This window comes from Sporosarcina sp. BP05 (assembly GCF_014282005.1).
Lineage (GTDB): Bacteria > Bacillota > Bacilli > Bacillales_A > Planococcaceae > Sporosarcina.
The window spans coordinates 116,293-137,642 of sequence record NZ_JACFTD010000001.1; the positions used below are offsets into that span (position 1 = coordinate 116,293).

18 protein-coding genes are annotated in these 21,350 nt (G+C 44.3%); 3 read left to right on the forward strand and 15 right to left on the reverse strand.

All coding sequences use genetic code 11. The annotated features are described in order from the left end of the window. Window positions 1–92: 92 nt before the first annotated feature. The 9 genes from H2672_RS00395 to H2672_RS00435 form a co-directional block, all read right to left on the reverse strand. A complete protein-coding gene (locus H2672_RS00395) occupies window positions 93–2,291 on the reverse strand; it encodes a 5'-nucleotidase C-terminal domain-containing protein (RefSeq protein ID WP_186667851.1) in 2,199 nt (732 codons plus the stop codon). Between the two features lie 118 nt (window positions 2,292–2,409). Continuing rightward, the gene (locus tag H2672_RS00400) at window positions 2,410–3,606 is read right to left on the reverse strand and encodes an aminotransferase class I/II-fold pyridoxal phosphate-dependent enzyme (protein ID WP_186667852.1); all 1,197 of its coding nucleotides are present in this window, start codon (window positions 3,604–3,606) and stop codon (window positions 2,410–2,412) included. Window positions 3,607–3,960: 354 nt separating this feature from the next. Continuing rightward, window positions 3,961–4,872, reverse strand: coding sequence for a DMT family transporter (locus H2672_RS00405; RefSeq protein ID WP_186667854.1), 912 nt, complete (start codon window positions 4,870–4,872; stop codon window positions 3,961–3,963). Between the two features lie 233 nt (window positions 4,873–5,105). Next, window positions 5,106–6,710, reverse strand: a complete 1,605-nt coding sequence (locus H2672_RS00410; RefSeq protein ID WP_186667855.1) for a gamma-glutamyltransferase family protein — start codon at window positions 6,708–6,710, stop codon at window positions 5,106–5,108. A gap of 167 nt (window positions 6,711–6,877) precedes the next feature. Continuing rightward, the gene (locus H2672_RS19850; protein ID WP_186667857.1) at window positions 6,878–8,038 is read right to left on the reverse strand and encodes a polysaccharide deacetylase family protein; all 1,161 of its coding nucleotides are present in this window, start codon (window positions 8,036–8,038) and stop codon (window positions 6,878–6,880) included. Between the two features lie 98 nt (window positions 8,039–8,136). Continuing rightward, entirely contained in the window at window positions 8,137–8,754 is a 618-nt protein-coding gene (locus H2672_RS00420; protein ID WP_186667859.1) for a 3'-5' exonuclease, read from the reverse strand. Window positions 8,755–8,994: 240 nt separating this feature from the next. Continuing rightward, a complete protein-coding gene (locus H2672_RS00425) occupies window positions 8,995–10,293 on the reverse strand; it encodes an efflux RND transporter periplasmic adaptor subunit (RefSeq protein WP_186667861.1) in 1,299 nt (432 codons plus the stop codon). After that, window positions 10,286–10,981 carry a hypothetical protein gene (locus tag H2672_RS00430; protein WP_186667863.1) on the reverse strand — a complete coding sequence of 232 codons (696 nt, stop codon included), beginning with the start codon at window positions 10,979–10,981 and terminating at the stop codon, window positions 10,286–10,288. Before H2672_RS00430 ends, H2672_RS00425 begins: the two co-directional genes overlap by 8 nt. Before the next feature lie 1,001 nt (window positions 10,982–11,982). Then, complete coding sequence (locus H2672_RS00435) at window positions 11,983–12,438, reverse strand: transcriptional regulator (protein WP_186667865.1); 456 nt, start codon at window positions 12,436–12,438, stop codon at window positions 11,983–11,985. Window positions 12,439–13,046: 608 nt separating this feature from the next. On the opposite strand from H2672_RS00435, the gene H2672_RS00440 reads away from it, so the two are divergent. Beyond that, window positions 13,047–14,627: an SWIM zinc finger family protein gene (locus tag H2672_RS00440; protein WP_186667867.1), complete on the forward strand. Its 1,581-nt coding sequence runs from the start codon at window positions 13,047–13,049 to the stop codon at window positions 14,625–14,627. Then, window positions 14,624–17,365 (forward strand): DEAD/DEAH box helicase, encoded by a 2,742-nt coding sequence (locus tag H2672_RS00445; protein WP_186667869.1) that lies wholly within the window; start codon window positions 14,624–14,626, stop codon window positions 17,363–17,365. The genes H2672_RS00440 and H2672_RS00445 overlap by 4 nt, the downstream gene beginning before the upstream one ends. Window positions 17,366–17,438: 73 nt before the next feature. On the opposite strand, the gene H2672_RS00450 is transcribed toward H2672_RS00445, so the two are convergent. Both H2672_RS00450 and H2672_RS00455 read right to left on the reverse strand, forming a co-directional pair. Then, window positions 17,439–17,600 (reverse strand): hypothetical protein, encoded by a 162-nt coding sequence (locus H2672_RS00450; RefSeq protein WP_186667871.1) that lies wholly within the window; start codon window positions 17,598–17,600, stop codon window positions 17,439–17,441. 370 nt (window positions 17,601–17,970) lie between these two features. Next, window positions 17,971–18,411 carry a single-stranded DNA-binding protein gene (locus H2672_RS00455; RefSeq protein ID WP_186667873.1) on the reverse strand — a complete coding sequence of 147 codons (441 nt, stop codon included), beginning with the start codon at window positions 18,409–18,411 and terminating at the stop codon, window positions 17,971–17,973. A gap of 273 nt (window positions 18,412–18,684) precedes the next feature. Between H2672_RS00455 and H2672_RS00460 the strand changes: the two genes are divergently transcribed. After that, the gene (locus H2672_RS00460) at window positions 18,685–19,128 is read left to right on the forward strand and encodes a YwpF family protein (protein ID WP_186667875.1); all 444 of its coding nucleotides are present in this window, start codon (window positions 18,685–18,687) and stop codon (window positions 19,126–19,128) included. A 485-nt stretch (window positions 19,129–19,613) separates the two neighbouring features. On the opposite strand, the gene H2672_RS00465 is transcribed toward H2672_RS00460, so the two are convergent. The 4 genes from H2672_RS00465 to H2672_RS00480 form a co-directional block, all read right to left on the reverse strand. Next, the gene (locus tag H2672_RS00465) at window positions 19,614–19,952 is read right to left on the reverse strand and encodes a hypothetical protein (RefSeq protein ID WP_186667876.1); all 339 of its coding nucleotides are present in this window, start codon (window positions 19,950–19,952) and stop codon (window positions 19,614–19,616) included. Between the two features lie 97 nt (window positions 19,953–20,049). Further along, window positions 20,050–20,436, reverse strand: a complete 387-nt coding sequence (locus H2672_RS00470) for a hypothetical protein (RefSeq protein ID WP_186667878.1) — start codon at window positions 20,434–20,436, stop codon at window positions 20,050–20,052. Window positions 20,437–20,521: 85 nt separating this feature from the next. After that, window positions 20,522–20,968, reverse strand: a complete 447-nt coding sequence (fabZ, locus tag H2672_RS00475; RefSeq protein ID WP_186667881.1) for a 3-hydroxyacyl-ACP dehydratase FabZ — start codon at window positions 20,966–20,968, stop codon at window positions 20,522–20,524. Window positions 20,969–21,019: 51 nt separating this feature from the next. Beyond that, window positions 21,020–21,346 (reverse strand): DNA-directed RNA polymerase subunit beta, encoded by a 327-nt coding sequence (locus tag H2672_RS00480; RefSeq protein ID WP_186667883.1) that lies wholly within the window; start codon window positions 21,344–21,346, stop codon window positions 21,020–21,022. Between the last annotated feature and the right edge of the window lie 4 nt (window positions 21,347–21,350).

The following is a 21,350-nucleotide window of genomic DNA, read 5'->3' on the forward strand; positions in this document are numbered from 1 at the left end:
AGATTGGTTGGACACCACCGCCTTATAGAAAACACTAAAAAGAGCTATCTCATTAGCCGGGGAAAACCGGTAATGAGATAGCTCTTGTTCGATTACTTCGTTTGTGCTAGGTCGACGATGCGTCCCTCTACTTTGGGTTCTACTGTTTCTAGTGTTTTCACGTAGTTGATGAAGTTTTCGTAGTCTACGAAGCCTGGTTCGGAGACACGGCCTTCTTTATATGCTTTTTCAAGCTGTTTGAAGCCGTCCCCGCCTTTTGCAGTGAAGTTGGCCGTTGCAACAAAGTACATTTCACTGTCGACGATGTCCTTGTATGCATCTCCATTTTTAACTTTTACTGACTTAATGCGTTTTCCTTTTTCTGCTTTTGAATCATACGTATATTGTAATCCAGCGACGTGTAAGAATGCGCCGTTTTCTATCAGTCCGCCGCCTTCACGTTTATCGGCAGAAACACCGTGTTCAAGTGTTGCTTTTAAATCTGCGCCCGATACTTCTACGATTGCCAATGCATTTCCGAATGGCATTGCTTTTAAGACATTACCGACCGTAATGTCGCCGGCAGGAATCGATGCACGGATTCCACCGCCATTTTGGATAGCAATTGTTGTTTTCGGATTGATGTCTTTTGCTTTTGAAAGCATTGCGTCTGTCATTAAGTTCCCAAGATTCGTTTCATTGTAACGAACACTTGAAACGCCTCCATCATTGGATTGACGACGGCCATCAAGAGCAGATAGTGCTACTTTACCAATCGACTGGGTTTTGACTTTCAACACACCGGCAGCAAATGGAGCTAACACTTCCAATGCTTCCGCATCAGGTACTAGTGTCGTAGGAGTTGTCGCTGTAATGTCCGTGTTAATTAATTTACCAGAAAACGCATAAATTTCCCCATATTGATTGAATGAAACATTTAGTGTACCGAGTTCTTTTCCATATTCATTTGCTTGCACGATGATTGTCGGTGCGTCATGATTCTTAGCAACATGTGGTTCTGCTATTGTACTATGCGAATGCCCACCGACGATGATGTCGATTCCTTCAACCATTTTCGCTAGTTCCAAATCGTTGTCCCAAGTAAGTGAATCGTCGTAACCGATGTGCGTGAGCGCAATGATTTTATCGACACCCATTTTTTCAAATGAAGCTACGGATGCTTTCGCACGGTCGATATAATTTGTGAATTTGATTTCACCAGTGCTGGCGATAGTCGGTGTTTCTTCTGTAGTCAATCCAAATACGCCGACTTGTTGGCCGTTTATATTTAAAACAACACCATCGTAAATGTGGGCATCCTTATAATTAGATTCTATCTTTTTAGTTTGCAGCCCTGTGAATAAAGGATCTTTCGAAAAATCGACGTTTGCAGAAACGAACGGGAATTTCGCACCTTTCACGAAGTCCGAAAGAGCTAGATGTCCGTCTGGCGTAGAACCTAGGTCGAACTCATGGTTACCGAATGTCATTGCATCATATCCTATATAATTCATGAGGGCCAAATCAGCTTGCCCTTTATACTCATTGAAATAGAGGTCGCCTGAGAAGACATCGCCAGCGTGCAATAGAACATTATTCTTATTTTCCTTACGCAATTCTTTCACTGCTGTTGCGATATAAGGGAATCTATCCGCATAGGCGTGTGTGTCATTCGTGTGCATTACGAGAAGATCAGTGAAACCGAAGTATTCTTGTGCACGATGAATAAACAACGCCATCTCGCCCCGTGTTACCGATTCGTATGCGCCAAAGCTCGTCTGCGTTTTCCCCTTCGTAATGCCCGCATCGACAAGGGCTTCTACATATCTTGAAAATTCTGTATTAACATCAGTGAATTCTGATTTTTTCGCAACTTCATCAATTTTAAGTCCTGCTGCATTTGCAATAATCTTCGCCGTTTGGTTACGTGTCATTTCAGCATCTGATCCAAATTCTTTGGCATTCAGACCGTTCAAAATTCCTGCTTCTACAAGTGCATCTACCGCCCACTTGGCACGGCTCGGAACGTCTTTAAAACCCGAGTCTTTATACTTTCCATTGGGTTGGAAACCGATAGATCTTGCGATAAGAACCGCTGCATCTGCTCGTTTAATACTGTTTGTTGTTCCAAATTGGGTTGAGTTATACCCACCTGTCATTTCATGAAGAACTAAAAAGTCAACCGCATCCTTGTAAGTCTTGGATACGTCCTTAAATGTTACCTTCGCAGTGTCTGCGGACGCTGCTGGTACGACCATTAATGCTACTGCTGCTGCTGTTGCTATTGACGATACAAAAAACTTTTTTTGCATGTTTAGTGTTCCTCCTAGAGTTTAGTTGCTAGTATGAATGACTGCATATTCTATCCTAACAGACTTTTTTGAATTGAACTATAAAAAATGAAGACTTTAACTATTTAAGTCAGTCTCATTAAAGCAGCGGTGGATCCGGGACGATATGCCTTTCGTTGTTCCGCCAATGGGTTACCCATTTTTCCAGCCGATCCATCGCAATTTCGAGTTGGTCGAATGCGTAAGCGTAAGAAATTCGGATGTGACCTTCGCCGAATGCTGTGAAGGCCGTGCCTGGGACTACGGCGACTCGGGCTTCGTCGAGTAGTATGCGGGCAAATTGATCGGACGTTTTGTTGAACTCTTTAATAGAAGGAAACATGTAAAATGCGCCGCCCGGTTTGACTGTAGGGAGGCCCATATCGGTGAGCCTGTTGTAGATGTAGTCGCGTCGTAGAATATAGTCCGGGTTCATTGCCGCAGGCGTGTGTTGGCATTCGGTCAATGCGCAGATGGCGGCGTGTTGGGACGGGACGCTTGCGCAAATGGTGTTGTAGGCATGCACCTTGACGGCTTGTTGCATCCATTTTTCGGCCGCGAGTAGAAAACCAATGCGCCAGCCGGTCATGGAATGGGATTTGGACAGGCCATGGATGAGGAATAGTTTGTCTTTTAGTACAGGGTACTCTGCGAATGAGCGGTGTTCCTCTTCGAAGGTGTTTTCGCTGTAGATTTCGTCTGAGATGATGAAGATGTCTTGTTTGGCGAGTGTTGCGGCGAGTTCATCCATGGTGTCGCGCGGAATGGTGACGCCGGTTGGGTTGGATGGATAGTTGAAGACGATTGCTTTTGTTTTGGGTGTGATGAGTTTTGCAAGTTGGGCTGGGTCCGGGATGAAGCCAGTTTTTGTTGTGTCGAGATAGATGGGTGTTGCGCCGGCAAGCATGATGAGCGGTTCATAGCCGGTGTAGATGGGTGCGGGCACAATGACCTCGTCCCCTTCTTCGAGAATCGTGCGGAATACGGTGTCCATCGCTTCGCTTGCGCCGGTTGTGATGATGATTTCAGTTTGTGGGTTGTAGGTAAAGCTGTATTTATCGGTGAAGAAGGTAGATACGGCTTGCCGGAGTTCGAGGAGTCCGGCGTTGTGTGAATAGGTGGTTTTGTTGTCGTCGATTGCTTTGCGGGCTGCTTGTTTGATGCGTTCCGGTGTTGGGAAGTCGGGTTGTCCAATGGTTAGGTTGATGGCGTCTGGGTAGTTTATGAGTTGGTTGGCTATTTTACGGATGCCGGATGGTTCGATTTGTTGGACGCGCGGGTTGATGGTGAGTGACATGGTGGTTCCCCCTTTTTGATTGGTGGGTAGTAGTATATGCGGGATATCGGCGGATGATTTCCGGGTGTTTCTTGGGGGTGATTGGAGATTATAGCGGGTTCGTTGGACACTTTTGTTGATTGGTTGGACACTTCGCGAGTTCGTTGGACACTTTTGTTGATTGGTTGGACACTATTGCGGGTTCGTTGGACACTTTTGTTGATTGGTTGGACACTTCGCGAGTTCGTTGGACACTTTTGTTGATTGGTTGAACACTTCGCGAGTTCGATGATTTGAGAGCAGAAAAAAAGCCATCCAGTATTCTGGACGGCGGATTGAGTAGTGAATGTGGAAATAGATAGTTTAATTAGTGAACTAGACAACGTCCTCGCTGCGTGCACGACGTTTTTTCCATAGATCTTCTGCGGCGCCGGAACCTAATATAACGCCGGCGATGATAAGGAATAGGCCGATTAGATGGCGATAGGTGATGATTTCGCCGAGGAACAGGGCTGACCCAGCCAAGGAGAACATGGTGTTGAAATTGATGAAGATGGCGGCTTTGGATGGGCCGACTTTTCCTACGGAGTAGTTGTAAAGCATGTGTCCGACGGCCGTGCCGATGATGCCACTTGCTGCGAATCCTAGCCAAAACAGGGGTGGTACGTTGGCGAATGCTTTGATTTCGCCAGGTTCTTGGATCAGGCTGATGATGAATAATACAGCACTACCGACGACCATCATATAAGCGGTCATGATGCGCGGATCGAGCGTTTTGGCTGCTTTGGCGATGACTAGGAATGATAGCACTTGTGCCGCGATTGATAGGAATACGAATACATCGCCTAATGCGAGGCCGCCTATTCCCCCGCCAGCGAGGACGACGGAGCTAACGCCAATTAGGCCGATTATGAAGCCGAGCCATTGCACTTTTGATGGTGAGTTACGCATGATTAGAGAAACTGATATTGCTGTCAGGACGGGACCTAGGCCAAGAATTAGTCCTGCGTTTGTACCGGATGTACGGAAAAGTCCCATGTTTAGGAAATAGTGATGGAGGACGACGTTGAGCATTGCTCCTCCGATTATGTATTTCCATTCTTTTTTCGTTGGCAGACGAAGCATTTTGAATGCGCCTAGGATGATGAACACGGACACACCTGCGAGCAAGATACGGAAGGTTGTCATGGTGACAGGTCCGACAAATGTGAGCAGGTACTTGAGGAGTGGCAGATTGAATCCCCAGATGAGCATCGCGGTGGTGAGAAGTGCGTATATTTTCCACATGGGCCTATTCCCTCCTTTGGTATGGTGATTTGTTGATGGTTAGATGGTAGTTCGAAACGTTGAAGGGTTAGTTGGCAACGTTTTGTTCGAAGTTAACAATATATGCCGTGGACTTTGAAACATTTTATTCTAAGTAAAACAACGTATGCCTAAGACTAGGCAACGTTGTTTTTTGTTGGGCTTGATGATGCCTAAGTATACACCTTTTTAGGAGGTGGCGGTTCGATGAGAATCTACCAGACGGCGATTGCTCCGTCTGTTCTTGATTCGGTTCCGCCTGATAGGATGCCGGTTTCGGGATTGCGCCAGATGATTTGGCCGCGGCCGAATGAGCCGGAGTCTAGGGTTGGCTGGATTTGGTGACCGAGTCTGGTTAGTGCTTGGGCGAGATGGTTCGGGAAGCCCGGTTCAACGTGGACTAGGTTGTCTTTTATCCACTGCCAACGTGGTGCGTCGAGGGCTGCTTGTGGATTTAGTTTGTAATCAATGGTGTTGATGGCTACTTGGAAATGGCCTTGCGGTTGCATGTATCCGCCCATGATGCCGAATGGTCCGACTGCCTGGCCATTTTTTGTTAGGAAGCCTGGGATGATGGTGTGAAATGTTCGTTTGCCTGGTTTGAGTGCATTTGGGTGATTCGGGTCTAGTGAAAAGTCGGCGCCACGGTTTTGGAGCGCGATTCCTGTGCCGGGAATGACGATACCGGATCCGAAGCCCATGTAATTTGATTGGATGAAGGATACCATGTTGCCTTCCCCGTCTGCGGTCGCTAAGTAAACTGTGCCGCCTTTTGGTAGTTCGTATGGTTCTGGGTGCGTTGCGGTTGCTGCGATTTTGGCGGCACGTTGTTGTGCGTACGCTTTAGATAGTAGGTGTTCGGGTTTGATTGGCATAGCTGATGGTTCGGTAATAAATGCTTGTCCGTCTGTGAATGCAAGCTTCATAGACTCAATTTGTTCGTGAAGGGATTGCGTGTCGTGCGGCACTGGGCTGTTCATTTCCGATAGGATGTTTAGTGCCATTAATGCGATCATGCCTTGGCCGTTTGGTGGAATTTCGTGAACGTCGTAGCCGCGGTAGTTTGTTGAGACGGGTTTGACCCATTCTGGCTGGTAGTTTGCCAGGTCGGATTTTGTGAGATAACCGCCGTGTTGTTGCATGAATGCGTCGATTTTGTCGGCGAGTTCCCCTGTGTAGAAGGATTCTGCGTTTGATGCCCCAATGGATTGAAGTGTGGCGGCGTGATCTGGTGATTTCCATAGTTCGCCGATTTCTGGTGCTCTGCCGTCGGGTGCGAATGTTGTGAACCATGCGTCGAATTCTTCTGTGGTGAATGAAGTGCTGTATTTTTTGTAGGCTAGGTTCCAGTATTTCCCGAGTATTGGTGTGAGCGGGTAGCCTTCTTCGGCGTAGCGGATGGCTGGTTCGAGTGATTCTTTTAATGGAAGATTTCCAAATTTGCGTGCGAGTTCTGCCCAGGCGGCTGGTACACCCGGGACTGTGATTGGCGTTAGGCCGTGGACAGGCATTTTGTCGTGTCCTTGTGCTTTTACAGCGTCAATTGTGAGTGCTTGCGGCGCTGGGCCTGATGCGTTGAGGCCGTGGAGTTTATTGTTAACCCAGACGAGTGCGAATGCGTCGCCGCCGATGCCATTTGAAGTAGGTTCGACGACGGTAAGTGCGGCGGCTGTTGCGATTGCCGCGTCGATCGCATTGCCTCCCCTTCGCATAATTTCAATGCCAGCTTGTGCGGCGAGTGGCTGTGATGTTGCGACCATGCCGTTTTTTGCGAAGACGGTGTGGCGCGTTGATGGATGTGGGTTGTATAGGTAGTCCATTGGTGGTTCCCCCTTTGGTGTTGGATTGTTCTGTGAGTTCATTATACTGGAGATGGAGGTGTTTAGGGAGGCGAAGTTTTTTTTTGGGGGTGCTCGGTTGAAGACGTTATATAATCACTCCCCATTTCATCCCACACAAAAACCGCCTACAAGAGGCGGTTTTCTAGTTACAATGTGGTGTCACTTAAGAAGTTTTGGATGATATGGTGCTCGGGTTCGTATGTTTTGATAGTATAGCCTTCTTTTTGTAGCCATTGGATAATTTCTGGTAAGGCTTTTGATGTTTGACTGCGGTCATGTAGCAGGACGATAATGTTACGGTCGCCGGATTTATTGGCTTTATCAACACCGTCACGGACGTTTTTGACGATTTTGTCAGCCTCTTTGTCGGTGTATTTCCAGTCATTGGAGTCGACGTCCCAGTCCCACATTTTATAGTCATTTTGGTTAAGCTGTTTTTTCATGGCCGGTGTGACGTGTGGTTTACTTCCGTATGGGACACGGATTAGTTTAGCTTCATTGCCGGTCATTTTGTTGATGAGTTCGGCTCCCTCGTTCATTTCATCGATAAATGATTTTGTGGATTTATATACTTGGTCTTTGTCGTGCGTCATGCTGTGCGTGCCGATGTAGTGACCGTCGCCGGAAACTGCTTTAACGATTTTCTCGTTGTTTTTCATGTGTTTTCCTAGGAAGAAGAATGTACCTTGGACGTTGTATTTTTTTAGTGTTGCGTTGTTAATTGTTGTGAATTTATTGGGGCCGTCATCAAAGGTCAAGTAGACAGTCGTGGCGGATTTCGTGCCGGGTTTTGTCGGCTTAACTGGTGGTTTGGCTGGCTGTTTTTTATCCAACAATTGTTTAACATGTTTTTCGTAATCCGCATGACTCATATGCTCGTAGTCATCCCGATAAATACGAAGCATTTGAAGTTTTTGGAAGTATTCTACTTTGAAACCCATCTCTATGGCGACGTCTTTCGCACTGATATAGAGCGTACCGTTGACGCCGACGATTGGAGACCAACTGAGTTCGACACCGTCTTTCGATGTCAGTTTCGTGGATTGGTCATAACTGATTACGATGCCCTGTTTTCGAAGATAAGTTACGCCTTCTTCTTGTTCCACTGAAATGTAAAGAATTTTTGTAATTTCGCTAAGTCGGATCTTCATATCGTTGTCGATAACCAGGACGTCTTTAACGTCCAATAATCGATCATGAAGCCCTATGTAATGTGTTGGCTCGTTTGCCGCTGCTTCGCCTATCGTTGTACCGAAAACTACACTTAAAACTGCCGCCATACAGATTGCCCACATATTTTTCCCCACCTCGATTTCCCCCTTTCCATCCGCTTATTTATCTGCCTTGATCATCGTAAAAATCTTCCACCAATCATAGCCGACTTAGTAGATTATGCGAGCGTTATTTAAAGATGCTTTTCTGTGCAATATTGGTAAATAGCCGCTGTTGCTAGGCAATCGCCAATGGCATCGTGGGCGTCATGTTCGAGCTGCAAAAACTCGGTCAAAGTCGTCAATTTGTGGTTCGGAGCTTCGGTGATCTTTTTTCTAGCAAGCTTGACGGTGTCGATGACGATATACTCAGGAATGCTTATGCCGTCGATGTTGTCGAGCGCATAAAGAAAACCCATATCAAACGATGCATTGTGAGCAATGATTGGTAAATCTCCGATAAATTCGAGCAGTTCTCCAATTTTTTGCTCGATACTTGGTGCCCATTCGACCATTTCGTTTGAGATGCCTGTGAGTCGTGTTATTACCTCTGATATATGACGGAAGGGATTGATGAATGTATTAAACATATCTTTCACTTCATGATTCACATACTTGATAGCGCCAATTTGAATGATTTTATCAGCACCAGCACGCAAACCCGTCGTTTCAAAATCGAGTACAATATAGTCTTCCACTAATTTGGATGATGATTTATATTTCTTATCTTTTGCGGCTCTTCTTGCTCCCCAGTTTTGTTGCTTCGGTTTTTTTTTAAGTAATTCAATTGCTTCTGTATTCCAGTTTGCCATGGGCGCACTTCCTTTTTTTAGGTATTTTAACGGTGTTTAGTAGTAATTCTTCTTAACTGTTTAATACCCTTTTTTTCAGCGCTTAACCTTTATTATTAATTAAAAAAAGGAGCTCAGTGAGCTCCTTTTTTTAATTAATAACTGATAGCGACGAAGTTACCTGCGCAAGTTGTTGCGGAAGTATTAATAACAACGAAGCCACCCGACTGGAATCAGATGGCGGTCTATTTTTATTCAATTTTATCGTATTAGTATATATTTCATGTAATTTCTCCATCCGAATGCTCTCCATTGTTTTTTGGAAGGCAAATCTGTAGGCAAGGACATGAATACCCTAGGCGCATTTTCGTACGTGACAAGTGCTGGTTCATAGACAACTACATCTCCAAGTTTAAGACCTTCCGATACAACTGCTCGGGTTTCCAAAGTGAACGGTGTCGCAATACCCACTTGCTTGGCACGCCCTTCATCGTCAATTATCCATGCAAACGCCGTTTCTTTGTATAAGTCATGAAGCCATTTTTCTTTCACTGAAATGACATCCAGTGCTTCATTAACAATAACGATTGCATTGACATTTGTTCCAAACGGCACCGATTGATTAGTAGCATCTCCCAAAATCCGTACTTCATGATACGAAAGTGGGTTCTTCACTTCAGTTTGGTCGAGTACTTTGTAGGCTTGGAGCCACTCGTTGTCGATTGCAGGTGCCTGGGAAACAGAAAGAACAGTTCCTTCTACCACGTTTTCGATGCCATTCCCTTGGATTAAGACCTGGTCGCCACTTTCAATTTTATGCCACTCGTCATTTTTCGCATATGTGACAATTACTTTTTGTGAGCTGAAAATATCGACTGAAAGCGTGGAACCGGTACGAGTTACTTTAGAAACCACTCCGTCAACAGGACTGATTAGTGCAGGTCTCCCCGGATTTTGTGCTAATTGCGCTTCAACAACTGTTTGCTTTCGTTCGATTTCAGCAAGATCTTGTTCAGCTGCTGCGATGGCCTGTGCAAATGATCCGTCCTGCTTCACATCTACCTGAACATCTACATTCAGCCCAACTTCTACTTTTGTGTCGGTTGTGTTGTCCGACACATTGTCTTTGCGTTTCACATTCGAAGAACTATCCGATTGAGCTTCTTGTCGCTCAGACTCAAGATCCGATATCATGCTTCGAACGGATGATGTCTGTTGTTGAAGAGCCTCGAGTTCGGCTTCCCATACTGCGCGCTGTCCTTCTGCACGTTCTGTTTGGAGAATAGCGATTTCATCCCCTACTGCAACGAGATCACCTTCTTTAACTAGCCACGAATCTACCGTATCGTCATTACCGACATATACCGTATGGGTTTCTTCTGGTGCAACAAAGCCTTCTTTCGCGAGTTCCTCTCGGTGATTACTGCTAGTCATACGTTCATAGCGTTCGACATATACTGATTTGTTGATGACGCTTTTATCGGAAAATAGCAGATAAAAATTAACTGCTAGAAATGCACTGATTGCGACAGCGACAGCAATATTCGTCACTTTATTCACGACCAACACCTCCTTCTACAAAGGAATGGAACAAGCTTTCCAGTGGAATAAATCCAACAGCCGCAACTATGAGTGCCATCGCTACATGGATTCCTATAAGTATCCAGATAAACCCTTTTCGTTCAATTTTGCCTGTATACGCGTGGATAAACCGTGATTGAAGTGCAATGATAAGTGCAGTTGTCACTGTTAGTTGATTGAGGAATAGGATGATAAACCAAGAATCAAGAAATGTTAGCGCAAGCGGTCCAAATGATAGGAACGACACACTTGTTGTTGCACCCTTCATCGTAAAGACAAGAAGTACAACTGCTTTTTCGAGCAATAGAATACCCGTCATAAGTAGTTGTAAGGGTAATAACTTTTTAAACGGGATTGCCGTCAATAGGCTTAATAGGTATGCAAAACCAAAGAAATGAAATGCCATATACATGAGTGCCCATATAAGTGCTCCAACTACCGACACATATCGTGCAATCGTGTAATCAGTTGTGGTCATTGTGGACAGGAGTGCTGTAATTGACTCTGTATTCATTCCCCACATATCACGAATGGCAAATAAAAGAACACCGAAAAAAGCTATGAATAACACACGTTTTTTGAAGCCGCGCATCGAAGATTTTTCTAGTTGGTTTGCCAACTCATGTGGATTCGTCAAAAAGTGCCAATACTTAAAGTCAAAAAACATTACGGTAATCCCTTTCTGCTCACTATTGCTGAATTTGATGAAGTCACCTTAACATCCTGCAGGCGCAATTACGCCGAGGTGTTATTGATCTACTATGATTACTTTAGCAAAAATTGAGAGATTTGCAATGTTTGAATGCTAGTAAACGGTGTTTTTCTACTATTTTCCTTATGTACTGGATTATAGAAACATATAAAACATGTTTAAGAAGTGGACTTTTTGTCCATCCTTCTAAAAGGAACGCAGCTTTTGCCACTTCCTGTGGCAAAAGCCGCATGACCTACATCCAGGAGGCCCACGCCTGGAGCTAGACACTATTCCAAGTCAAAAAAACTATACTTTCTTCTAAAAAGGAACGATTCGTTGGGGAATGCATACCGGCTTATTTCCCGGGAAATCGACAAAGGGGCGGATTGCTATGAATAAAGAGGGAAATTCTGCATTGACATGGTATGACTTTCTGTTTGGTTTGACAGGTTCCACCATTTTCATTGTGGCTCTTTACTTCATTACAGGCTGAACTATGTAGGCGACACATAACAAATAGAATGTTCTTCCAACACCGCTTTGTCGCTTAGTGATGGCTTACGCAATATGCGGCGCTATTGGGCTGCCTTTCATTAGTGTCGCTCCTTCGCTATATTTGTTCGTTATACTACTGAGGTATACCACTTAAATACATTGAACAATTGAATACCTATCTAAACTGAGCGAAGGCGCCTTTCAAGGGGTAGCCGAAGCCCTAAGACTGGCGGCGAAGCTGCGTGGCTTAGGGTGGGAGGCATCCCCTAGCGCCGCAGCGAATTCATTGGGTTTCCCTATTTCAACATATATAGTTAATTCAAAATAAGTAGTACCGAATATATATGTAAAGTATATGAAGATCTGTACGGCCGTGGCATATATGTTAGCTTTCGTTTGGATCATCTATAAGGGATAAGGACAATAAAAAAACACCTACCGTTAACCTACAACGACAGGTGTTTGTTAAGTTTCACTTTTCAATTTTGTGGCAGTCCTTCCGTCAGTTCATTGAACATTTGTATGTTGTCTGTTTCGAGTGCATAATCAATCATGCGTAATCTGTTATCTGCTTCTAGTTGTTCAACGATACCCGCTGCTTCTAGCGTTACGACTTCTGGCGTCTCTGCTTCCATTTCCAGCCCCATCGTTCCTTCAAGAATAGTCGTCAAATGGATATGAAGATCTGAGATAAGGAGCAATTGGTAGAGCGGTAATCGAATAAATCGGTTCCCCCGTTGGAAAACAAATACTTCCCCGAGGTTTTCAACTTGCAAACTCTTGGTATTAATGACGATTTCTTTTCCCTCTGATGGGATGAATTGAAATACGTCCCCCCCTTTAAGAATGGAAAAGTATTGATAAGCAAACACCAGTCGGAGATGAAAATCTTCTTGACTCGTAAAAAATGGAGTCATTCGTTGAACTGATAGCATCTTTCTCCCCCCCAATATTGAATATTCTGATTGTTACTAGTTTATCACAACTATGGCTAGTTTGTGAACAGTTTCAACAAATTATTATTATAGTATGCGATTCATCTATATATGTTGCTGCACAGCATAATTTCTTTTTGGTCTTCCCTTTACAAATGACATCTCTCTTGGTTTAAAATTCAATTGTAGTGATGATAACAATCCATTTACATCTTATGGGCAATCTCTCTTTCTCATGAATTCAATTTTGTTATGCCTAAAGTCGAGCATTACAAACTGAAATTTCATCGTGCCAAATGCCAAAGAACGAAAATACAATTTACGTTCCACTGGTTCATAGATGATATGATTAATGCCGCGCGTACTCGTACATGATAACGGAGTAACACTTTCTTGAAATTCTTTTCTTATGATAAAACTAAGACTCCAAATTAGGTACATATAGAACAAGTTTCTCCAATTCCTCACCACTTCTTCAACTTTTTTAACAAATATGCTCTACTTTGATCCATAAACAAACAAAAGAACCAGATATGGAATAACTTCATTTCCGCTCTCTAGAGAAAAGCGGTATAATAGAAGGAATGCTTTTCTTAGGGAGTGGTCCGATGAATATGACTGTCGAACGTGTATCCTACTTGCACGAAAATGAAATAAATAAATTTATGAGTACAATAAAACATGCCCTACGACCAGATATAGAGTCCAATGCACTGGAAGTCAGACGTGCTGTGGCTCTTGTCAGAAATGGTGCCACCAACTCCTATAGATACGCGCCATCTGAAGGCGCAGTAATAGCGACTCTCCTTGGCGTAGATTCAGAAAACGTTCGCCTTTCTTTCAACAAAGTAGATGCGAATTGTACGTGTGGATACGCTGGCTGGTGTTCGCACCGGATTGCAGTCGTATTTCATCTCTATTCACAACACCATTCTCTGAGCGATTGGCTCCACGAATGGCGCAGAATTGAATCTCAGCAGATGGTACTAACCATTTCAGACCGTACCCCTGATGCGTGGATTGACGTCCTAACACGCTTAACTCGACCGCTTCGTATCATTGAAATAGCGGAAAATCCAGGAGTATTCATCCATGAATCTTCAATAATTGATCAAAAAGCTACTCCGCTTATTCCATTTGAATATGAATGGAAACCTCTTTTTGAACTCTATTATCGATTACATGTACTGGATGCCGGATGGACGTACGTAAATGGTCATCTCGGCGGTGAACCAACTTCCTTTTTCTACGGGAAATGGTATGTGCAAAACTGGTTAACGGAACAGCTCGGAAAGCTAAATGATAGCGTCAATGCAATCGGTGCAAAACCGAAATTGTTTGAAGCAGATGCTTTCCATGAACGAGTGAAAGATCTCGTTCGTACATTTGCCCTTGGAAATTCTGGACTTTTCCATGAGAGATTCCAAGTATATCGCCTTTTTTGGCAGCAACTATTTCCGTTTCGAGCTGCTCGGGACACTGAATTAGCGATTCTCACGAATGAAAAATCGGAGGAAGCACGAATTTTCATTGCCTTTTTCCATTTGATTCAAGGAGAACATGATGAGTTAGCAGAACTTGTTACACATGTGACAGCTGCTAATGTCGCTACATGGCTACCGCTTGCAAAACTAGCGGAAAATAATGATGAAACTGAGGCCCTAGCTATTATTATGCACGCTTTGTTGCCCTTCATCGGCGATTATGTAAGCGAATCGGTTTTACTTTCATCTCGTCCTGCTTTCGTGCGGGACATCGATGGTTTATTCGAAGCAGCAGATTTCTCAGAAGAATTGCGCGAAAGTTTGTTTGCTCAATATGGGGAACCCGGCATCGATGTTTATGCTGACTTTTTAGTTGAACGTGAACGGTTCGGCGAATGGGCGGCTCTCATGCATAGATACGGTGTTTCATATGACGGTGCAGAAGCGGGCGGCTTAAAAGTGGCATTGGCTTCGGATCCATCAGCCGTCTTGCCCCTACTCCATACGTTTGCCATGGGTTTCATCAAAGAAAAGAACCGTCACAGTTATCGACGTGCCGTCAAATTGTTTAAACAAATGAAAACTGGTTCGAAGAAAAGTGGAAAAGCTGATTTCTGGAATCAATATATCGATACAGTGCGTGAAAAAAACCGCAGACTACGCGCATTGATGGAAGAAATGGAGAAAGGGAATTTGAACTTATGACCGGAACATTCACGTTGAACCGCCTTTTTCGCATGAGCATCCACTTGATGGAAGACGGACTATTCTCCATTGCCGCTGAAGATAGCAGAGGGTTGACAGTCGCTCCAGATGAGCTCGTTTCCTTCCTGTTCTTCAACAATGAGCGTGCACTGTACGGGCTTCTTGCGAATATGGATGACGAAGTTGCTTATTTACAGGCAGACCAACTACTACAAGTTTTTTCTGTTATGCATCCCTATGTTACGTTCGTTGGACTGACGGATGAAGACGATACTCAACTTGCTTCCATTCGTGAGGCAACTAACGCCTGGACCGACCCTAATCTATGGAATTATGCAGAAGTAGATGGCAACACGATTCGTTTTAACGGTGGCAAAGCGGGCATATCAGAAGGGGCTGCAACTGTTATCAGCCAAGCAGTCAGTAGCAAGCTTGCCGCATCTGCTATCAATCCCGATCTGCTAGCCTCACTGCTGCCCCATTTACGGATGTATGGCTGGCCAGGCGAATCCGCTTCCACAATGCCAATCAGTGTTGCTTTCCGCTTAACTGAACCAGAAGCTGAGACAGATACGGAATGGCTTCTTGAAACGGTTATTATCGGTGAACGCGGTTCGCATTGGACGCCTGCCGCCCGGAAAGTGAATGCACCTGCTGTTGATGCCCTCCCTGCTAAATGGAAACCATACGCAGATGACGTTGTAAAAAAGCAATCCGAAATGACATCCTTCCTCGGCTCTGTGGATCTGGCTTCAAGCGAAAGCTTTTTGTCCACACCTATGTCTGATCCGGAAGTACGGACATTCATTAAAGAGGACCTTCCGCTACTGCAATCGTTCGGCTATCCTGTCATCCTGCCTGCATGGTTGAAATCAGTGACAGAATCGAAAATGCGTATTCGAACGAACGCTGGCATACAATCGTATAAATCGGCTACAGGCTTGGACGAAGTACTATCTTTCGATTGGAATTTCTCACTTGCTGGAAACCCAATTGACCGCGATTCATTCCGTAAGCTCGTCGATGAAAATCGTGAATACATCCGCTCTGGTGACGAATGGTTCCATATCGATCCCCTTTGGCTCAGAAAAATTCGTGATCTAATGGATCGCGCGGATGCCGGGGAGTGGACGGTTAAAGACCTGCTCTTCCAAGACGTGCCGGAAGAGATTGTTCCTCTCGAAGAGGACGAAGATATAGATGACCCACTTTTTGCTTTCACGATGCACCAATCACTTCAGGGCTATATGGAAATGCTGGCAGACAAAAAAGGGCTTCCCACAGCTGGTATTTCAAAAGATTTACTTGCTGAACTTCGGCCATACCAGGAAGACGGCTATAACTGGCTTATCTTTTTGCGTGATAATCATTTTGGCGCATGCCTTGCCGATGATATGGGCTTAGGTAAGACCATTCAGCTCATTACCTATTTACTGAATATCCACGCGAGACCTGATACAGATTCACCGTCGCTCATCGTTTGTCCGACAAGTGTTCTAGGTAACTGGCAGAAAGAGATTGAACGGTTTGCGCCGACACTTTCTGTCTATACACATTACGGACCACTGCGTGCAAAAGACGAAAGCTTTATAGAACTAATGGCTCAACTGAAGCCTGACGTAGTTCTTACAACATACGGTACTGCTTCACAGGATGGCGAGATGCTAGCAGAAACGGAATTTGCCAGTATTACACTGGATGAAGCGCAAAACATTAAGAATATGCAAACAAAACAGTCCCGTGTCATCCGAAAACTACGTGGCAAGCATCATATCGCACTAACCGGTACACCGATTGAGAACCGGTTATCAGAGCTATGGGCGATTTTCGACTTTATCCACAAAGGGTACTTCGGCAGTTTCCGCAAGTTCACGGATAACTTTATCATCCCGATTGAACGTGATGATTCTGAAGCGGATAAGCGGAAGCTACGAGCAAAAATTCGTCCATTCTTGCTACGCAGAACGAAGAGTGATCCAGATTTACAGCTGAATCTTCCGCAAAAACTTGAGCAAAATGAATATTGTCCTTTAACGACTGAACAGGCTGCCTTATATGAAAGTTTCCTTGAAGAAACGAAATTTAAGTTGCAGACACTTACCGGTTTTGAAAAGAAAGGCCTTATTTTAAAAATGCTTAGCCGATTAAAACAACTCTGTAACCATCCAGCCTTGTTCTTGAAAGAGCCGCACGCTCCAGCAACACAATTGCTATCTAGATCCAATAAACTAGACCTAATTGTGTCTATGGCAGCTGAAATCGCCTCTAATAAGGAACAATGCCTTATCTTCACGCAATACATTGGCATGGGGCAACTTATCCGTCAATGCTTGTCTGAACTTCATGGAATCGATGTGCCATTCTTGACGGGTAGTATGCCAAAAGGGCAACGTGACCGGCTTGTCGAGGCTTTCCAAGAAGGCGAATTCCCTATTTTCATCTTATCGTTAAAAGCAGGCGGAACTGGATTGAACTTAACTGGCGCAAACCACGTATTGCATGCTGATAGATGGTGGAATCCTGCCGTCGAAAACCAGGCTACTGACCGTGCATATCGTATAGGCCAGACGAAATTCGTCCACGTCCATAAATTTGTGACGATTGGAACGATTGAAGAAAAAATCGACAAGATGCTTGTCGAAAAAGCAGCATTGTCCGCGGATCTTATCCAATCAAGCCAATGGCTGTCCGATTTATCCGATACGGAACTGGACGATTTGTTATCGTTCGACAACTAAAGTTATGCTTAAAAGAAGACTCCAGAGCCGTCAGTGGCGCTGGGGTCTTCTTACTTGCCATTGTCGAAATCTCTTACACACGTTCAGCAAGTGGAATAATATGTACAGCTCCGAATTTTTTCTTCCTTTCTAGGTCTTCAATTCGATTCAGGCGATTGTTCTGATTGGCTACAATACTGATTAGTTGTTCGATTTGCATTTCCATCCGTTTCACATCCTTTTCATTTGCAGTCATGTTCCGCACCCCCTTCTTTTCCTAATCCGCTTGTGTGGGTCCCGTTGACGGAAGCAGTCTCCGTTCCTGGGACCCTCATTAGCGTTTTTTGACGTAAGATATCCGACCCCATCGGATATTAGCGATACATTACCCTTATTTTCCGCGCGAACAAATGCCCCTGAGCATCTGTTCGCGATACTATTCTCTCACTCTAACCGAACATGGGCAGAACCCCTTCTGTTGACATGTTCGGACATTTCTTTTCCTCACTTTTTCTTACTACCTATCCATTTTCAGTTGTCGGTACGGCCCCGGTTTGTCGTCCGGCTTGGCGGGTCCACTCCTTTTCTCGACCATTCCCCGGCTTTTTATGTATCCTTGAGCCTGGTTAAAAAATCGGTAATCCTTCTGTTTCACGGTTGGGCAAATTGAAATGCTCAGCATCGCTTTTTTCCTCTGTCGGCAGCGTTATGCTACCTACCTGTTCACTATACAAGTTATCATTGGTGCGTTGTTTCGTTAAAATGAATCGTATATCCTCACCAATCACCTCTGTTACATAGACTTTACTCTTGTCTTCACGTTCGTAGGACCTAGACTGAATGCGCCCGCCTACGCCAATCAAAGACCCTTTACCGCAATGTTTGGCAGTATTCTCCGCCGCCTTTCCCCATAAAGTACATAGTACAAAGTCTGTCTCTACTTCTCCTTTTTGGTTTTTAAAATTGCGGTTCACGGCAAGTACAAAGCTTGTTTGTACCCTTCCTTCAGATACCCTTCTCAGAATTGGATCTTTTGTGATTCGTCCAACCAGCGCAACTTGATTCATTAGATTTCCTCCTCTCTCGTTTATTAATTTCATCTTACTTGATTCAGTCAAATTCGTGCAATGTTCTATATTTCAATTTTCAGTCTGTTTTTCACTATAAATACCCTACTTTGACTAACTATAAATTTACATTTTTCAACACAAATCGCATAACCGTATGCCGTACTAAAATTTATCGGATTCGCAGATAATTTAGTATTCACATGTTTTAAGTTAGTCGCTGAAATTTCTGCCTATGGTATACTAAGAGGAAAAAGATTGAGGTGGATACCGATGAAAACATTCAAAATGTTGTCTGTCGGAATATTACACGAAGAGCGCATGCAGGATTTCCCTCTTATCGACGGAATAATAATCAACCAGGAAAACAGTCACCGTATGTGGATATTGGAGATGTTCATTGATAAGGTACATCAATCCACCTTTGAAAAATGGATGGCTGATGAAGAATTACTGGAAGCGAAAGTTGTTATTTCTTATCCAGAAAATGAGCCAGCTGCTTTCCGCGTTGCTGTCAAAGGAGTTAAGCTGATTGGTGATAATGTCTCCGTGTTAATGAAAGGCCGCTTGAAACGAGCACGTTCACAGTATGCAGAACAGCTGTTGGAAGAGTTGATTGACGAGGGGATGGGTGGCGCTGATTTGCTACAGCGGTTCGAGTCTGATATGCGATCACGCCCACGTTTAAAGAAGGATAAAGAAATAGAGAATGAATGATTTCCTGCTGCCTATATTACGAAGGGCTACAGGATGTAGGTAACGCAGCTTCCGCTTTTTAATACGGCTAGACTCCGGGCGCCAAACGCTCGGTTCATAAGTCAGCCCGACTGTGCGGCAAAAAACGCCGCTTAGGCCTGCGTGATGCAGGTCATGCAGTCGTTGCGACACGACGTCGCGAACTTAGACTGCCTTCCTTTACCTGCCTTATGCCTGTCGCGTCTGGGCGGCGCCCTGCGCTTTTGCATTCGGCTAGACTCCAGCGCCTAGCCCCTTGGGTCACTTCAGACTTGAAGATTAAAGGCAAAGAACGCCTTTTTCTTCAAGTCTTTTAGTGCCTTTCGGAGGCCTACAGGATGTAGGTCATGCGCTATTGCCACAGGAAGTGGCGCACTTAAGCTGCGTTCCCCTATACAGGCGCTTCCGCTTTTGCAAATAAAAAAACCGCCTCTAGTGTTACGAGGCGGTTTCCGCGCGGCTTGCGGTTAACGATTGTTTCCGTTCATTTTGTTCTGATCGAGATTTTTGTCGATGATGACTTCGTTCGGTGTATTCGTTTTTTCATCAATAATGACTCCTTCATTCGGAGTTGTTACATTTCCATTATTAATGACTCCGTTGTCCACACCAGTGCCTCTCTCGTTCTCGAGACCATCCATATTCGGTCCAGTTTGCCCATTTTTCACATTAGGCGTTAAGTCCCTCGTTCGATCCTCCACTTTTTCCATTGGAGTTTCGTTGTTCTTTGGTACCGTACCATTGTTTGCACAAGCTGTAAGTACTAGTCCTGACATAAGAACAAGTGGTATCGCTTTTTTGAACATGAATAGATTCCCTCCTCTCCACAAGCCGTCTATCACACAAACCTGTATGATACTTCGTAGCTTTGCCCGAAACGAGGAAACTATCCATTTTTCTTTTTTACGCTTCTAAATATTTTTTAAGCAATGTGTCAATGTATACCGCTTCGGCTTTACAGTGATACTCATAATGCGTATCAAGTTCTTCCTGCATACTTTGGATTGCCACAATCTGTTCTTCAGATGGCGGATCACTAAGGATACGGGCGATTATTTCATTGATACGCTGCGATAGATCTTCATGGAATTCCGGATCAATTTTCATGTCCTCTGGAATTGTTGAATACCAAAGCGCTTTTACAGTAATATATTCACGCCAGCTGGCGATATAATCATCGATACTGAATTTTTCACTGGACCATTCAATATCGCTCATGTATTGTTCAAAGGTCTGTGTGATGGACCTCGTTATGCTACTTTTTAAATTTGGAGAAAGATCTTTAAACATACTGATTTGATACCTCCCACTTTAGAAGTGCATTGTAACCGCACCGTAATGAACATTGTAACTAAATTTCAAGGCGTTCGCAAATTTAATTCCCATTTTTTGAAACAATAGGACCTAGGGCAAACGTGATTTCTGTTTCACATGCGATTTCTCCGTCAACCGTTGCGATGGCTTTTCCTTTACCTATCGTACCGCGAAGTCGTGTGATTTCTACTTCCAGCTTTAGCGTATCGCCTGGCGTCACTTGCCGTTTGAAGCGACAATTGTCAATACCAGCAAAAAAGGCAAGACGTCCTTTGTTTTCCTCTTTTTGCAATAGAGCGACGGCACCGACTTGCGCAAGCGCTTCCACAATAAGTACGCCTGGCATAACCGGATAGCCTGGGAAATGTCCGTTGAAGAAATCTTCATTGATTGTCACATTTTTTATACCAACTGCTCGCTTTCCTTCTTCGACCTCAAGAATCCGGTCTACCATAAGAAACGGGTAACGGTGCGGCAAAATCGCCTGTATTTGTTCTGCTGTTAGCATAGTCATCCTCCTACCATTTCACTATTTTTCCAAGTAAAACAAAAGAGCCTATTACGACTCTTTTCCATTAATGATATCCAAAATATGAATCCAAGTTTCTTTTTTAAAGACATCACGTGAATCCCCATCACCGATACCACTGTAGCCTACCAAGGTCCCAAGATAGACTGCCCCAGCTAGAAGTAAGAGAACAAGTATCACACGAAGCCAAATTGGAAGGATGCGAATTTGAACCCAAAATTGCTTTTTCGGTGGAGTTTCCTCTGCCAGCTTATTTTGCCGTCCGCGTTCTTTACGAGTAGACCGAATTAAAGGCGGTTCGCTCTCCTTCTTTCTTGACTCATTCGAATTCAAGTTGATTCTTTTTTCATCTGTCATATTC

What these genes read in the sequence shown, in the direction of transcription:
- H2672_RS00395 (WP_186667851.1), bottom strand. Translation starts at nt 2,291, where the DNA reads ATGCAAAAAAAGTTTTTTGTATCGTCAATAGCAACAGCAGCAGCAGTA.
- H2672_RS00400 (WP_186667852.1), bottom strand. Translation starts at nt 3,606, where the DNA reads ATGTCACTCACCATCAACCCGCGCGTCCAACAAATCGAACCATCCGGC.
- H2672_RS00405 (WP_186667854.1), bottom strand. Translation starts at nt 4,872, where the DNA reads ATGTGGAAAATATACGCACTTCTCACCACCGCGATGCTCATCTGGGGA.
- H2672_RS00410 (WP_186667855.1), bottom strand. Translation starts at nt 6,710, where the DNA reads ATGGACTACCTATACAACCCACATCCATCAACGCGCCACACCGTCTTC.
- H2672_RS00420 (WP_186667859.1), bottom strand. Translation starts at nt 8,754, where the DNA reads ATGGCAAACTGGAATACAGAAGCAATTGAATTACTTAAAAAAAAACCG.
- H2672_RS00430 (WP_186667863.1), bottom strand. Translation starts at nt 10,981, where the DNA reads ATGTTTTTTGACTTTAAGTATTGGCACTTTTTGACGAATCCACATGAG.
- H2672_RS00435 (WP_186667865.1), bottom strand. Translation starts at nt 12,438, where the DNA reads ATGCTATCAGTTCAACGAATGACTCCATTTTTTACGAGTCAAGAAGAT.
- H2672_RS00440 (WP_186667867.1), top strand. Translation starts at nt 13,047, where the DNA reads ATGAATATGACTGTCGAACGTGTATCCTACTTGCACGAAAATGAAATA.
- H2672_RS00445 (WP_186667869.1), top strand. Translation starts at nt 14,624, where the DNA reads ATGACCGGAACATTCACGTTGAACCGCCTTTTTCGCATGAGCATCCAC.
- H2672_RS00450 (WP_186667871.1), bottom strand. Translation starts at nt 17,600, where the DNA reads ATGACTGCAAATGAAAAGGATGTGAAACGGATGGAAATGCAAATCGAA.
- H2672_RS00455 (WP_186667873.1), bottom strand. Translation starts at nt 18,411, where the DNA reads ATGAATCAAGTTGCGCTGGTTGGACGAATCACAAAAGATCCAATTCTG.
- H2672_RS00460 (WP_186667875.1), top strand. Translation starts at nt 18,685, where the DNA reads ATGAAAACATTCAAAATGTTGTCTGTCGGAATATTACACGAAGAGCGC.
- H2672_RS00465 (WP_186667876.1), bottom strand. Translation starts at nt 19,952, where the DNA reads ATGTTCAAAAAAGCGATACCACTTGTTCTTATGTCAGGACTAGTACTT.
- H2672_RS00470 (WP_186667878.1), bottom strand. Translation starts at nt 20,436, where the DNA reads ATGTTTAAAGATCTTTCTCCAAATTTAAAAAGTAGCATAACGAGGTCC.
- fabZ (WP_186667881.1), bottom strand. Translation starts at nt 20,968, where the DNA reads ATGCTAACAGCAGAACAAATACAGGCGATTTTGCCGCACCGTTACCCG.
- H2672_RS00480 (WP_186667883.1), bottom strand. Translation starts at nt 21,346, where the DNA reads ATGACAGATGAAAAAAGAATCAACTTGAATTCGAATGAGTCAAGAAAG.